This is a genomic window from Nocardia glycosmidis (assembly GCF_052545115.1).
Genome location: NZ_JBQWRH010000012.1, coordinates 1 through 14,787 on the forward strand (window position 1 = coordinate 1; position 14,787 = coordinate 14,787).

The window sequence follows — 14,787 nt, forward strand, 5'->3', positions numbered from 1 at the left end:
TTGTGGCTGCCGCGCCCGCACAGCCGGTGATGGAATCTGACATTCGATGGAACCGATCGCTGGACTGCTGCGTCAGATTCAGCGACGGACCGAATTCTCGGAAGTGGGGTTGCAGGTGGAAGACCGCGGACGCGACGCGACGCAGGAACACAACAAGGCGTTACGCGACCAAATCGATTCGCTGCTGGAGGTCTTCGAGCAACAGCGCAATGATTTGGCCGAGGCACAGTCCACGCTGGCAACCACCACCGTCACGGCATGGTCCTCGAACAACCTGATACGCGTGGTCAGCAACGCCGCAGGCGTTCCGGTGGAAGTCCACGTCGAACCGGAGGCGTTCAAGCGTTCCACCCCGGAGAAGCTCGGCCACTCCATCACCGAGGCCGTCCAGGCCGCCGCCCGGCTGGCACTGGAGGCGACCCAACAGGCCGTTGCACCTGTCCAAGCGTCAGCAGGTGGAATTCCCGATCTCTCCGATCTGGTGCCCGGCGCCCCGAGCATCCGTGACCTGGTGCGCACGATGTTTCCTGAGCCTCCCGCCGCACAGGACGAACCCGAATCACCGGATGACGAATCCGAGGACGAGTACTACCGCAACCGCTCCTACCTGCGTGACCGTCCATGATCCATTCGATAAGCGCTGAAAACCTCGGCCAGGCTGTGAACGACCAGTGAGCCTTTTTCATCCTTGTCGGGCGGCTTGAAGTTCGCGGTTTTGTAGCACGTGGATCGCCTTGACGAGTCGTCCGGCCTTATCGGGGCAGCACCGGAGTTTCCGCAGTACTCGCCAGGTTTTGAGCTGGGCGTTCGCTCGTTCGCCGCGGCCACGCAGCTTCGCATGAGCACGGTTGGCGACTTTCTGCGATTCCGGCTTGTTCCTGCCCTTGTACGGGGTCAGCAGCGCGTTTGCGCCTTGATATCCTTTGTCGGCCAGGGTGATCCACCCGCCCTGCTCGAGCTCGTAGAGGATCCGCCGGATCCAGGCCGCTTTCAGATCGTGCACACTGCCGGGCAACGCGCCCGACACCCACACGATGTCACCGTCGGCAGCCGCAATGACCTGCACGTTCATTCCGTGGTGGCGGTGTTTCCCCGAGAAGTAGGGGCGGTCGGCGGCCACCCGGTCGATCGGGATCAGCGTGCCGTCGAGGATCAGGTAGGCATGCCCGTCGGTCTTCGCACGCCGCAAAGCCTTTCGCAGATCCGGTGATCGTGCGGCCAGCAGTTCGACGGCTTCTTCGACGTAGCGCCACGCGGTCGTGGTGGAGACCTCGAAACCCGCACCCAAGTCGCCGAAGGTTTCACCCTTGCGCAGGTAGGCCAGGACGAGCAGGGCTTGTCGGCCCGGGTTGAGCCGCCGCCACACCGACCCGATCGCGGCGCGGTGTCGCCGGATAACGCCGGCGACGTAGTCGAGGGTCTGGCGTGACAACGGCAGCGCGGCACGGTAGAAAAGCATCGAAGCCCTTGGTGTTCGGAGGTTGTGGTAAACACCGATCTACCAGGGGCTTCGCCATACGTCCAGCCGAACTACCCTGCAGAGCAACAGATCTCACGGCCACCCATCAAGCAGGATGAAAAAGGCTCACTGGCAGGTGGCGTATTCGAAAGATTGCGGAGCTCAATCGCCAGGAAATCGATAAAGACATGGCAAAGCTCGAGCAGGACGTGCTCGATTTGATTCGCGGGGAAGGGTTCAACCCTCATCACTATGAGGCGTGGGTGGGTGATAGCGAGAAGATACCCATTGATGTGAAGCGTGGATACCAGGAGTACGAGCGAGTCACCTTCATCCGCGGCGACCGGCCGGATGAGGGAATTTTGGCTAAAGCGTATTCTCCCGAACACGCTGTTGCGTATATTGTTCAAAACGCGAATGATGCGATGAGCGTCGAACACCTTGAGAGAGATACACTTAGTAGACTGGAGCGTGGGCGTGCTGCGATTGTTGTAAAGAGCGAAGCGGACGCTCTGGCCTTCGGTCTCGGACAGGACGTACTACCATGGGCTCCTGACGACGACAGTGTTCTTGCCGAAAGGCTTGCAGCACGCACCGACTCATCGACGGTAAGCGGCCAACGTATAACGCAAGAGCCAGAATTGGCAGTTTCTCCTCGTGCTAATCCGGACATTCCGCCGCCAACGATGTGGGATCCGCGCGAACGAGCAGAAATGACACTCGCCGGCCGCGAAGATGCGAGGAATGAAGCGGCTCGTGATCGCCAGGAGCGCAAGGAGGCAATCGAGTATCGCGAGCTGGAACGTAAACAGCGTCACCCGATAGCACGTGATGGATTCGACCGGCAGATCGACGCCCGTCAGCTCGCACGCGACGAGCTCGAGAGAAAACTGGATGTCCGCGAACATAATCGGGACCTGAGGGAGCGGAATGGACGCATTCCCGAAGAATTTGCACGCGACCATCAAGAACGTGAATGGGACGACCGGGCAAGAGCCAACTTGCAGCGAGAATGGCTTCGAGACGAGCGCGCGCAAGATCGCTACGACCGCATGGCGAACGAGCAGGACACCCCAAAGCGTGTGCACGAACTAGACGAACGCGTGCGGCAGCTGGACGAAAGAGAGGCGCTGCTCGATCGAAACGAGCTTGCGCGACTCGAGCGGGAGCGTGCACTGGCCGAAGAGGGGCGCGGTCTCGACGCTGAAGAGTTGCGTCAGAGGGAGCTCGATGACCGTGCACGTGTAGTTCTCGAGACTAGCCGGGCTCGCCTGATGCGTGTGGCGGAGTTGGGCCGCGAGGCACCCGAGCGCGTGCGGGAGCTGGATGCCCGCTTGTTGGAGCTGGAAGGCAGAGAAATATAATAGTTCGGATCGAACGCGAACGCCAGGGCCTCGAACCGACTGCCGAGCAACAGCGCGAGCGTGAACTCGATAAGCGTGAACGTGCGGCGCGTGCACGGGAGCGTGACCAGCTAATTCGAGTCGCTGAGTTGGAGCGAGACGGTCGTCGGATCCCTGACCGTGTACGATATCGAGACGCCCGTGAGCTGGAGCTCAATAATCAAGAGCTTGATCGAATCAAAGAAGGGCGTGTCATTCTTCGCGCAAGGAATGAGTTGAGCCCCTTGCAACACCAAGCGCTTGAATTGGATCGACGTCATCGAGAGGAGGAACTGGCTCGAATCGCTGAAGAGCGAGCGCGTGAAAGGGACATTCACGATCCGGTCGCTCGATTGCTGCAGGAGAGGGGACTGAATTCGCTCGCGATCGAGTACGAGAATCGGATGCGAGCAGAACGCGAGCGTTTGGCACGTGAACGCGCTGCGCGAGAACGAAACAGAGGGCGGGAGCGGGACTTTGGACGTGATTTTTGGTAAGAAAATCATGGGATATATACTATTCACTATTGCACACGCGGCAGCTCGTTTGGAGAATATCAGGACTCACCCAATGGAACGATTATCGAAAGGATATTTCTGTGGCGTATGAAACCAGTGGGGCAGTCAACTCGCTAAAGAGGATCATTCCCGGAGCGGGAATCGATGACGCATTGCCGAACGTTGAGTGGTTTCCGGAGCCATCCAGAGTCCCGTTGATCATCGATACCGATATCGGCGGCGAACCCGACGATGCAATCGCACTTATTGTTGCCGCCGGGCTCCCCAGCCTATCGCTCGTGGTCACCAGCGACGAGCACGATGGTCGGCGAGCCCGGTTGGCGCGATACGTGCTGGACCTGATCGGTCGCTCCGATGTTCCAGTCGTCGCAGGTGCACAGCTAGGTAATGAAAATAATTGGGCTGCAGAGGAATTAGTGCCCAACTACATTTCCACCCAGTCGACCGATGTCCTGACGGCAGTACGCCGCGTGGTCGACGAGCATGACGGTCTGATCAGCTGGGTCGGACTCGGGCCGATGTCGAACCTAGCCGCGGTTCTCGCCGACAATCCTGCCCTTGGCGAGCGGCTTGTCATCACTCAGCAGGAGGCCGCGGTGCGGTTCGCTTCTGACGGCGGGCAGCGGAACTTCAAGCTGGATGTGGACGCGGTGCGAAGGGTTCTCGCGGCAGGAGCCGCGCCATGGATCATACCGGCCGACATAACCTTTCAGCTGACGAACTCTTTGTCCAAAGATTCGCTGGGGTACGAAATCCTCAGGAATGGCCAGGATCCAGCTCGTGAGCTGATTCGCGATCACCTGGATCAGTGGTTCGAGGACTTCGGTCCTTTCGCCGGGCTGCATGCAGTACCGACCCTCGCACTCGGGATCGGAATGCCCTATTTAACCTCCATATCGGCCACCATCGGTCTGGACGAAGCCGGTCGCATCGTCGCCGGTGACAATGCCGTACACATTGCTCAGACCGTCGACTACAGCCGGCTGCGCGCATGGCTCGTCCGTCGCCTGGAGTTGGTTCGATCCAAGCTCGACGTCCACCCTGCCGCCGACTACACCGATTTGCGTAGCTCGGAGAGATAAACCTGCGACAAGGAGATCGACCGATGGCACTCTACGCGGAGATTCGAAAACTGGAAGAGCACGAGCAACAGATCTGATACGCATACACCGATGTGTCGGGGTTGAGCACTCCTTCGTCTCGACAAACCATCGGCGCCAGGCTTGAGTCAGTTGTTCGGTGTAGCGGCCGTCGTGGGTGACGCCGCGCCACCGCAGCACCTTCAGCGACAGGGCCCAGTGGTTGAACGGCGGGCGCACGCTCTCCGCAAGCTGGACCAGCTCTATGGATTCCCGTTAGCCCCAAACGCGGTCGTCCTGCGCGCGATCTTCCACTGCCGTGGGCTCCGCCGGTGCTGGTCGAGAAGCGGAGTTATGCTGCCCTTCGGTCCGGGTGGGTCGATCGAGAGAGGGGCCATGGGTGCTGAGGCAGCATGATTCGTTCGCCGGCTACCTGATCGAGGGCGTCCTCGGGCAAGGCGGCATGGGCACGGTTTACCTGGCCCGGCACCCGCGCCTACCGCGCCTGGTGGCGCTCAAACTGCTCAACCGCGCGGTGTCCGAGGACGAGGAATTGCGGCGGCGTTTCGAGCAGGAAGCCAATGTTGTTGCGCGCCTCGAACATCCGGGCATCGTCGGCATCTACGATCGCGGCACACAGGACGGGCACCTGTGGATCTCCATGCAGTACATTCGCGGCACCGACGCGGCGCGGCTCGATTCCCGCGCAGCGCAGCCGGGCCATATCATGCAGATCGTCACGGACACCGCGAACGCCCTCGACTACGCCCACAACCGCGGTGTGCTGCATCGTGACATCAAGCCTGCCAACATTCTGATCGCCGAGCCGCAAGCCGGACGCGAAAGACATGCCGTTCTCACTGATTTCGGCATTGCCCGACTCCTGGACGCGGACACCAAACTGACCGCCACCGGGACATTCACCGCCACACTCGCGTACGCTTCGCCGGAGCAGCTCTCCGGCCAGCCGGTCGATCACCGTGCCGATCAATATTCCCTCGGCTGCACCCTTTTCACACTCCTGGCGGGGCAACCACCGTATTCTTCGACCAATCCCGGTCAGATCGTCACCGGACACCTCGCCAAGCCGGTCCCACGGCTCAGCGATGCCCGCCCGGACCTGCCACCGCAGCTCGACAGCGTGATCGCACGCGCGATGGCCAAGCATCGGGACGAACGATTCGCTACCTGCGGCGAATTCGCGGCAGCCGCGACGGCGGCTCTGCGCGGCGAAGCCGCCGTAGCCCTACGCGGCGAAGCCGCCGTCGCGCGATCCGCTCCGGCCGCGACCGTCGTTAACCAGCGTTCCGCCCACCCCGCTACATCGGTCGCCCCGTGGCCGCTTTCAGCTCCGGCGATCCCGAATCAGCCTCCGAGCCCGATCCGGCGCTACAACCCCGAACCCGATCCGTGGCCGATAGCTCGAGTCGTCGATCAGCCACAGCCGTCCGGTGTCATCGCCAGAACCGCCGCCCTTGTCGCATTCGCTTTCGGCCTGCTCACCTCCTTGATCGCCGTCGGAACGGTTGCCGAAATGGCAAACAGGCGCGGCAGGAGCCAGATCCGAGCACCGCGCGACGTCGTCCTCGAGTTTCTCGCCCCAATTTCGATCACATCTGCGATGTCGCTGCTGCTGCTCGGTGGGTCTATCGCGCTTTTCGCGCGTCGGCGCGGCGGCCGCATCGCAGTGGCCCTGGGCACCGGAATCATCACACTGATCGCCCTGATCGCTATTGGAGCAAGCCTCGGCGACAGCAGCCGCGCCGACGTGGTGTTCTTCGGCGTGATCCTGATATTCGCCTTCACGGGACTGGCGGCCGCCATATCCCCCTCGACCGGCCGATGGCTCGCACACAGGCGTGCCAGGGGGCGGTCATGACAAGAGGCGTCTATCCGCCCCTTCGTTCACCATCGGTCGAGCCCACGAGGTGATGCGGGTGGACGTGGCCTGCCACACAAGACTCAGTCCGCTTGAAACGGCGGCAGGGCAGGTGCTGATCGACAGCGGGCAGACGGTGCCGGACAACAGCAAGCCGCGGTGAAACCCGCAGTGCGAACAGAACCACGGGACTGACGCCGAATCCGTCACATCCGTGTCGAATCCGGTGCACTGCGCGGAACCTGCCGATCACATCAGCGCCTTCGCGGCCGGTTCGCCCGTCCGAGACGCACCGAATGTCAGTGGCCCCTGCTAACTTTCGTCCCGTTCTGATCTGACGAAAACAGCGAGGCGCACATGACAATCGGGGGAACAACCTATCTCGAACTGTCCGAGGACAGTGGTTCCACGCACAAGTTCTACGAGGTTGCCGTCGCGGGGACGCAGGTGAGCGTCCGGTTCGGCCGCATCGGGGAGCATGGGCAGACGAAGGTCAGTTCGTTCGCCACCGAGGAGAAGGCGCAGGCGGCCGCGGCGAAGAAGATCGGCGAGAAGGTTCGCAAGGGCTACGCGCCCGCCGTGCTGGGTGCGCGGGCCAGGCGTCCGGTGACCCGGCGGGCGATCAGCAGCAACCGCTCCACCGCGAAGTCCGCGCCCACGCTCTGGAGCTTCGACTCCGGCGCGGCCGCCTTCGGCATCTTCGTCGACGAGCGTCGCTGCTGGGTCGGCAACGAGAACGGTGACGTGTACACCCTGAGCCCAGAGGGCACGGTCACCGGACGCTACCGTTTGCCGGATTCGGTGAAATGCATTGTCGCCGACGACTTCTGGATCTACGCCGGTTGCGACGACGGCCGGGTCTACGACCTGTCCGGCAAGGTGCCGCGGGCTGCCTACGACATCGCGGCCGATGTCGACATCTACTGGCTGGACATCCACGACGGCATTCTCGGTTGTCTCCGACCGCCAAGGCGGCATCACGGTGATCGATTACGAAGAAGAGTCGCTGTGGAGCCGCCGCAGCACCGGCGACTCCGGATGGATGGTCCGCATCGACGGAAGCGGCGTCTATCACGGACATTCCGCCGGTGTAACCACATATGACCTGGACAGCGGAAACACGTTGTGGCAAACCGATACCGGCGGCGACGTACTGTTCGGTTGGCAGGAATCCGATGCGGTATACGCCGGTACCGGCCGCCGCCAGGTCCGCATGGTCACCAAGAGCGGCCGCGCCGAGCAGACCTACCAGTGCGACGCCGCGGTGTTCTCCTGCGCCACCTCACCCGACGGGCGCTATGTCTTCGCGGGCGACAACTACTCGTCGGTGTACTGCTTCGATGCCGCCGGAAACCGGCTATGGAAGCTGGCCACCGGTTGCGGCTCGGCGTATTCCATGCAGTACCGCGATGACAAGCTCTACCTGGTGACGACCACCGGCACGCTGGCCTGTCTCGATGTCAGCGAAGCCGCGATCCGCGACGCGGAACAGGGTGTGCTGCCCGAGACGGTGTCGGTGAAGGCGCCCGAGATCTCCGCCGTACTGCCCAGCAACAGTGTCGAGGTGACGTCCGACGCCGGAACCGGTGTCATTGTGGAATGCGTGGATCACGACGGTGCCCTGCGCGTTCGGGTCGTCTCCCCCGGATTTCAGCACGGATGGAATGTGCAGTTCCCCAAGGATATTCGCCGTGTCGGCGCCCGCTATGTGGTCGACGGGGTAGCCGAGTCCGTGCGTGGCGGTTTCTACCGGGTACGGGGCGATATCCGGCAACTGAACTGACCGGGACGGCATCGAGTCGTGGCGGCGGCATGGGTAGGGCCGGCAGGAGTTCGCCCCGCTTCCTCTGTTCGGCCCTATCGAACGTCGTGTGCGGCTCGAGCGCTCTGCGCCGACTCAGCTCGAGATCGAGCCGGTGATGACGCCGTCGGCAGCACACGGAACGTGGCGCGACAGCTTCAGGAGACAACCGGCCGAACCCGGCGTTATCGATGCCGAGCCGTGCGCCGGTAGGCGTTCGCGGGATCCGAAGCGACGAACTGCGCCCATGTTTGTCCGTCGTGGACGTGATCGGGGCAGGTGTTCTCCCCGGCCCGGAAAGCGCGGCCGATCTTTCCTGGCACCGGGATCCGGAAAACCCGTCGCGGACGCTGCCGAGCGGCCCGCCAAACCTCTGCCAATTGCGCCAACGTCTGAACCTCTGGACCGCCGAAGTCAGGAGCACGACCCACGGGCCCACTCTTGACCAGCTCGGCGATCCTTCGCGCGACATCGGCGGCGGCGACGGGCTGGAAGCGAAAGTCCAACGGCAACGGCGCAACCGGCCACCCTTCGACGGTCTGCAACACGGACCCGAGCAACTCATGGAACTGCGTCGCCCGCAGGATCGTATGCGGCACACCGCTGTCGATGATCCTCTGCTCGCAGGCCAGCTTGTTGCGGTAATACCGGAACGGGATGCGATCGATCCCCACGATCGACACGTACAGCAGCTGCTCGACGCCCCGCGCGACACGAAGCAGATTCTCGGTGTGCGCGATATCGGGACCACCCCACCGTCGGACGTCGGAGGCGGCATGCACGATCACGTCGATCCCTGCGGCAGCCTCCGATATGCCCTCACCTGTCCGCAGGTCACCGACGTGTGTACCCGCCCCGGAACGCCGGGAAAGGACCCGAACGTCGTGGCCCTGTTCGCGTAACCGACCGACCACCAGCCTGCCCAACGCGCCGGTTCCGCCTGTGACGAGAATGCGATCGACCATCTGTTGCTCCTTCCACATCGGCAACCCTCAATGTCGGACACTCGAGTCGCACCGATGGTTGCGGTAATACCTCGGTGGCTACCGCATCAAAGATCCGGCAAACCCGGCCGACCGGCACCTTGCGTGCCCTTCGCTGTCGACCAGTTCACCAGAACCCCCTCGGGCGGGCTCGGTCGCCGCCACGATCTGGCTCGGCGTTGCCACCTCCTGCGGGCAGGCCGGATATCCGGCAACTGAGCCGGCCGGCCCGGGCGGCTGACCTGCGTCCGGCACCGACCGTGATCGCGTCTGCGCGCATTCTGATCTGCCGATTCGTAGACGGGAGGTGACGCCCGGTGGGAAGGTGGATGTACCGCAGGTGTCGGCAAAGGAGCGAGACGCATGGTGGACAAAACCAACGGAGCGCCCGCAGGCAACGGCGTGGTGACGGCGGAGCGTCCCGAGCAGATCCGCAACGTGGTCCTGGTCGGGCACAGCGGATCGGGAAAGACCACGCTGGTGGAGGCCATGGCGCTCACCGCGCGGGCGGTGAATCGCGCCGGACGGGTCGAGGACGGCACGTCGCTGTCGGACTACGACGAGATCGAACACCGCCAGCACCGCTCGGTGCAGCTGTCCGTGGTGCCGGTGACGTGGGCCGGAGTGAAGATCAACTTGCTGGACACGCCCGGGTACGCGGACTTCGTCGGCGAGCTGCGAGCCGGACTGCGCGCAGCGGATGCGGCGCTGTTCGTCATCTCCGCGGCCGAGGGAGCCGCCGGAATCCCGGGGGCGACCCGCGCGCTGTGGGAGGAGTGCGCCGCGGTCGGGATGCCGCGCGCGATCGTGATCACCCACCTGGACACGGCGCGCGACGAGTACGACGTGATGACCGAGGCCTGCCAAACCGCGCTGGGCGGCGGATCAACCGAAAGCATTCTGCCGCTTCATCTTCCGGTTTACGGCCCGAAGAATCCGGACGGCCACCGACCGGTCACCGGGATGGTGGAGCTGCTGCCGCACTGCGTGGGCGACTACTCCTCCGGCGCCGAGGTTCAGGGCGAGCCCTCGCCCGAGCAGGTGCCGGCGCTCGAGGAGGCACGCAACCGCCTCATCGAGGGCATCATCGCCGAGAGCGAAGACGAAAGCCTGATGGAACGCTACCTGGAGGGCGCGGAGATCAGCCTGGCGACACTGGTCGCCTCCCTGGAGCGAGCCGTCGCACGCGGGAGCTTCCATCCGGTCCTTTTCGCCGCGCCGGCGCCCGAAGGCGCCAAGCAAGGCTTGGGCACCGTCGAACTGCTCGAGCTCATCACCGGCGGGTTTCCGACGCCGGTCGAGCACGTCATCAGCGCCGGCAACGGCGCCGGGCCGCAGCCGCTGCGCTGCGACCCGAACGGGGAGTTGGCCGCCGAGGTCATCCGCACCGCGTCGGACCCGTACGTCGGCCGGGTCTGCTTGGTCCGTGTTTTCTCGGGCACGCTGCACGCCGATGACACGGTGCACGTCAGCGGTCATGGCCTGGAGGACCGGGGTCACGATAGTCACGAGGTGGACGAGCGCGCCGGCGCTATCTCCGCCCCCTTCGGCAAACAGCAACGTCCGCTCGGGCAGGCCATCGCGGGCGACATCGCCTACGTCACCAAACTCGGTCACGCCGAGACCGGCGACACCCTGTCGTCCGCCGATAATCCACTGCGGATCGAGCCATGGCCGATGCCGGACCCCTTGCTACCGATTGCGATTCGTGCTCATAGTAAGGCCGACGAGGACAAACTCTCCCAGAGCCTGGCCCGGTTGGCCGCCGAGGATCCGGCCCTGCGGCTCGAGCACAACAGGCAGACGCATCAGCTAGTGCTGTGGTGTCTCGGTGAAGCGCATCGCGATGTCGCCCTGGAGCGGTTGCGGACGCGGTTCGGGGTGCAGGTCGACGTGATAGACCACGCGGTCGCGTTGCGCGAGACGTTCGCGGGCACGGCGACCGGACGCGGAAGGCATGTGAAGCAGTCCGGCGGGCACGGGCAGTATGCCGTGTGCGAGATCGAGGTCGAACCGCTGCCGGAAGGGTCGGGGATCGAGTTCGTGGACAAAGTGGTGGGTGGAGTTGTTCCGCGCCAGTTCATTCCGTCGGTGGAGAAGGGTGTGCGCTCGCAAGCGTCGCGTGGGCTCACCGCCGGATATCCGCTCGTCGATGTCCGGGTGACCCTGTTCGACGGGAAGGCCCACTCGGTCGACTCCTCCGATGCCGCCTTCCAGACCGCGGGCGCGCTCGCCCTCCGTGAGGCGGCGGCTGCCGCCGGAATCCGAGTACTCGAGCCGCTGGCCGACATCTGGGTGCTGGTCTCCGACGAGTACGTCGGACCGGTGCTGAGCGATCTGTCCAGTCGGCGCGGGCGGGTTCTCGGCACCGAACCGCACGGCAGCGGGCGAACCCGGATTCATGCCGAAGTACCGGAACTGGAACTCAGTCGCTACGCCATCGACCTACGGTCGATCTCGCACGGCACCGGTGATTTCACGCGCGCGTACGCGCGCCATGAACCGATGCCGAATCAACTGGCGGCCGCGAGGCGCGGGGAGAAAGCGCGCGCTTAGCGGACCGCACCGCACCCGACCGCCCTCATTTCCAAGGGCGCCGACATCAAGACCGTGCCGGCGAGCGTCCGCCACGCCACCGTGAAAACCACGCTCGGCACCTATGGGCACCTGTGGCCCGGATGCAGACGAGTCCACCCGTTCGGCAATCGGTGAAGTGATCGCCGAACGGATGGACTCGCGGGAACCTGCTGCGGACGGAGGACCTTGGTTAGATGCTCCGCCGCAGGTCAGAAGCCTGGAATGGCTTACACGTCGAAGTACAGCTCGAATTGCCTGCTGGGTGTTTGTGATCGTTGACAGTGACGGCACGGTGCGCTGACCAGCGAGTTTCTGCGTTGGCAACGTTGGCAGTTGTCGGCTGCACTCTGGCCTCCTGCGGACGGGTTGCGGACGGTCGAGCCATGACCGCACTCGGTCCTACCCAAACCACTTGACCCCCAGAACAGCCCGGGCGATGAATTGCCTGTTCACAGAGGCCTTTTGAGGGTGTGCGGCAAGTCAATGACGTGGGGCTTGTTCGCCTGCGTTCCTATCATGTGGTCCCGTTCTGGTCCCGCTGGCCACCTGTACGAACCGCCCCTTCTGCTCCACACCGCTCGGCGCGGGCTGCGTCACCAACTAGGCTGTTTCGCCACTCAGGCGGTGGGTCGGGCAGGACTTCTGACAGTGGAGTCGGTCAGTCGGGCGGTCGGTCGGTCAGTCGGATTGTTGGCAGCGGCTTGAGGCGGTCCGTGCTGCATGTCATCCAGGTAGATGATTCGACGGTGGCCCGTGGTAGATAATATGTGGATTCGCTTCAGGGTAGGTGAGATGATCACCTCCACGGTTCCAGCGGCGAAAAAATTGATCAACCGAGGGGTTCAGTTAAATGTCCGATCATATATTTTGGTCGTATGCACTTAATTGCGAGATTGCATGTGAAGCGGAAGCCTCCTCGGCGATCATAGAAACAGTAATCGCAGACCGCAAAGTTTCTCTACATTTTCCTGTACTGCCGGGACTTGACGGAGGAGGTGCAGGAGCGGCGCATGACGTAATTGATTCGTGGAAACTACTTCCGCCGCAATTTGCAATTGCCGCTATGGAAAACCACGAAGCTGCGGGCTATCGAACGGATAGAACGAAGAATTGGGGCACGCTATCAAGATCCCCAGTACACGACATTCGAGTACAAAGGATAGGCTTCTCCTCGCGAGTACCGGCACACGCGTCTGAGGCGGAGATACGAGCTATTCCGCCACAGATAGAGGAATCAATTGATCATTGGTGGGATATCTTCAGTTCATGGATTGAAACTGTCACCGGCCAGTGCCTTACGGCCTTGGGTCATGACCGAGTTCGTGAATCGGAACTCTCGTTCTGGCATCTGCCCGAGGACGACTCGGCCGTACTATTTGCAGTACGAACGAGAGTTAGAGCCGGCCACTATTCCGTTCGTCCACACTTGGCCACCCTTAGCATCATAGTCAAATGTCTGAAGCTCGCAGAAGCGGGGGTCTATCCACCCGTGCCATGGATGTTGATACGAGACGCGCGCTCGCTCGTTATAGGCGGCCACCCCCGCCGAGCGGTGATTGACGCGGGAAGCGCCGCAGAGATTGCGGTGAAGGAATTGATCGCGGAGCGTCTACCGTCGACCCTTACCGAAGAGCTATGCCAGAGACTTACACGAGGAACCTTGGGGCAAAGTGGCTCCATCTTGAAAGACGCCGGGTATAGTCTATCCGCGACGTTCAGCTCCAATCTTGTCAACGTCAGAAATCGGGTAACTCACATCAACTCTGCGAGGCCATCCGTCACAGCTGAGGAAGCTAGATTGGCGATTAGCGAGGCAGCCTTCCTCGTAGATTCCGCCTTCCCTCTGCCTGATGGCTTGACGCGTCTGTGGCGATGACCCTGCGTTTGGCTCCAGCTCAATTACGAAAAAGGTCCTGAACAATTTGGGCCTCCGTAAGCCATCGCCAGGTTGGCCCTGCTGGGTGGTGGTCTGCGCATGTCAGGGCTGGCTTCCCCGCCTGTCCCATAGGGCCTGCCTTTCTCGCGTAGAGGCTCCGCGGTCAAGGGTGGCGATAGCCATCGGCGGAGCTGACGCCGCAGGCGCCCTTGAGGGTGGAGGGGCGCGGGAACACAATGCAGGCCACCAGTCAGCAGGGCCACGCGGCCGGAGGTCGCGCAACTAGATGCCATGATGTAAAAATGCTGCGTGCCAGATGATTCCGAAGATCGGAACACCGCCGAAGAGCGGGATGACGCCCTTGAGCCTTGGGCTCCCCTGAAAGCATGGGAACGTTGGCTCGCTGCTGTCCTAGGCGTGGCGACTGCGGTCTCCGGTACGGTGGCCGTCTTCTTATCGGACAATCAGGCCGGGACTGCCGCGTTGTTCATTCTGGCTGCTGCCCTGTTGCTGATGGGTATACAGGGCACGCCACTCTCCAGCTTCGGCTCGGGGGAGCATGGCATGCGATTTATGCAACGTCGACTCGGTGAGCAGTTGTTGCGGATCGGAAAGAGCCAGGACAACGAGGAGGCTGCCCGGGCCTACGTGGATGCGGCTGCGATCGTTGCGCCGAGCGTCGGGGGTAGCGCGGCAGGAAGGGCGATCCTGTACGAGGCGGCTCTAGCTGAGGCGTTAGCTCGTCTGTCGGGCGTTCCTGTGCGAAAAATCGAGGCTGATGGGCATGTCGACTTCGAGGTGGATTTCCCGGATCGGCCGGTCGGGATTATCGCGAAGTACCTGCGCAATCCCATGTCGGTTTCGATGTTCTTGAAGATCACGCGTCACGCTCCGAGGCTCGTTCCGCAGCTCGTGGTTGTTAACCGGGCGAGTCAGGCGCTACGGGCGGAGATGTCGAGACCTGATGCGGCCAACCTCTTCGGGAACGTGAGGGTTGTCGAGTGGGGAGGGCCAATGGAAGACCATGATCTTCAGGTCGCGCTGCGGGAGCTGACCGCCGATCAGGGGGAAAGCGACGGAACCACGGCCGGTTGACCGGGCAGGGCGCCGGCCGATTCGTGGGCGGCTGCGGGAGGTAGGTCGGGTACGGCTCTCGTCGTGCCCACACTTCTCGGTTATCGAAAATCAACCATCTCGGATCAGCGGCTATGGCGCCAGCCGCGCCGCTGTCGG

General features: G+C 63.0%; 11 protein-coding genes. 8 read left to right on the forward strand and 3 right to left on the reverse strand.

The genetic code is table 11. From position 1 onward, the window contains the following. Positions 1–46 precede the first annotated feature (46 nt). The gene (locus ACT86A_RS16375; RefSeq protein WP_445093000.1) at positions 47–625 is read left to right on the forward strand and encodes a YbaB/EbfC family nucleoid-associated protein; all 579 of its coding nucleotides are present in this window, start codon (positions 47–49) and stop codon (positions 623–625) included. A gap of 57 nt (positions 626–682) precedes the next feature. Here ACT86A_RS16375 and ACT86A_RS16380 read toward each other — a convergent pair whose 3' ends face one another. Then, positions 683–1,459 carry a transposase family protein gene (locus ACT86A_RS16380; protein ID WP_445093001.1) on the reverse strand — a complete coding sequence of 259 codons (777 nt, stop codon included), beginning with the start codon at positions 1,457–1,459 and terminating at the stop codon, positions 683–685. 188 nt (positions 1,460–1,647) lie between these two features. On the opposite strand from ACT86A_RS16380, the gene ACT86A_RS16385 reads away from it, so the two are divergent. Next, on the forward strand, positions 1,648–2,823 hold the full coding sequence (locus tag ACT86A_RS16385) for a coiled-coil domain-containing protein (RefSeq protein ID WP_445093002.1): 1,176 nt from the start codon (positions 1,648–1,650) through the stop codon (positions 2,821–2,823). A gap of 110 nt (positions 2,824–2,933) precedes the next feature. Here ACT86A_RS16385 and ACT86A_RS16390 read toward each other — a convergent pair whose 3' ends face one another. Further along, positions 2,934–3,347, reverse strand: a complete 414-nt coding sequence (locus ACT86A_RS16390) for a hypothetical protein (RefSeq protein ID WP_445093003.1) — start codon at positions 3,345–3,347, stop codon at positions 2,934–2,936. Positions 3,348–3,439: 92 nt separating this feature from the next. Between ACT86A_RS16390 and ACT86A_RS16395 the strand changes: the two genes are divergently transcribed. The 4 genes from ACT86A_RS16395 to ACT86A_RS16410 all read left to right on the forward strand — a co-directional run bounded on the left by ACT86A_RS16395 (position 3,440) and on the right by ACT86A_RS16410 (position 8,100). Beyond that, positions 3,440–4,441: a nucleoside hydrolase gene (locus tag ACT86A_RS16395; RefSeq protein ID WP_445093004.1), complete on the forward strand. Its 1,002-nt coding sequence runs from the start codon at positions 3,440–3,442 to the stop codon at positions 4,439–4,441. A gap of 397 nt (positions 4,442–4,838) precedes the next feature. Continuing rightward, on the forward strand, positions 4,839–6,317 hold the full coding sequence (locus ACT86A_RS16400) for a serine/threonine-protein kinase (RefSeq protein WP_445093005.1): 1,479 nt from the start codon (positions 4,839–4,841) through the stop codon (positions 6,315–6,317). 357 nt (positions 6,318–6,674) lie between these two features. Then, a complete protein-coding gene (locus tag ACT86A_RS16405) occupies positions 6,675–7,421 on the forward strand; it encodes a WGR domain-containing protein (protein ID WP_445093006.1) in 747 nt (248 codons plus the stop codon). Further along, positions 7,303–8,100 carry an outer membrane protein assembly factor BamB family protein gene (locus tag ACT86A_RS16410; protein WP_445093178.1) on the forward strand — a complete coding sequence of 266 codons (798 nt, stop codon included), beginning with the start codon at positions 7,303–7,305 and terminating at the stop codon, positions 8,098–8,100. The genes ACT86A_RS16405 and ACT86A_RS16410 overlap by 119 nt, the downstream gene beginning before the upstream one ends. Before the next feature lie 203 nt (positions 8,101–8,303). On the opposite strand, the gene ACT86A_RS16415 is transcribed toward ACT86A_RS16410, so the two are convergent. Further along, the gene (locus ACT86A_RS16415) at positions 8,304–9,083 is read right to left on the reverse strand and encodes an SDR family oxidoreductase (protein WP_445093007.1); all 780 of its coding nucleotides are present in this window, start codon (positions 9,081–9,083) and stop codon (positions 8,304–8,306) included. Between the two features lie 381 nt (positions 9,084–9,464). On the opposite strand from ACT86A_RS16415, the gene ACT86A_RS16420 reads away from it, so the two are divergent. Together ACT86A_RS16420 and ACT86A_RS16425 are read left to right on the forward strand one after the other, a co-directional pair. Next, the gene (locus tag ACT86A_RS16420; RefSeq protein WP_445093008.1) at positions 9,465–11,657 is read left to right on the forward strand and encodes an elongation factor G-like protein EF-G2; all 2,193 of its coding nucleotides are present in this window, start codon (positions 9,465–9,467) and stop codon (positions 11,655–11,657) included. A 2,206-nt stretch (positions 11,658–13,863) separates the two neighbouring features. After that, on the forward strand, positions 13,864–14,649 hold the full coding sequence (locus tag ACT86A_RS16425) for a hypothetical protein (protein WP_445093009.1): 786 nt from the start codon (positions 13,864–13,866) through the stop codon (positions 14,647–14,649). The last annotated feature ends 138 nt before the right edge of the window (positions 14,650–14,787 follow it).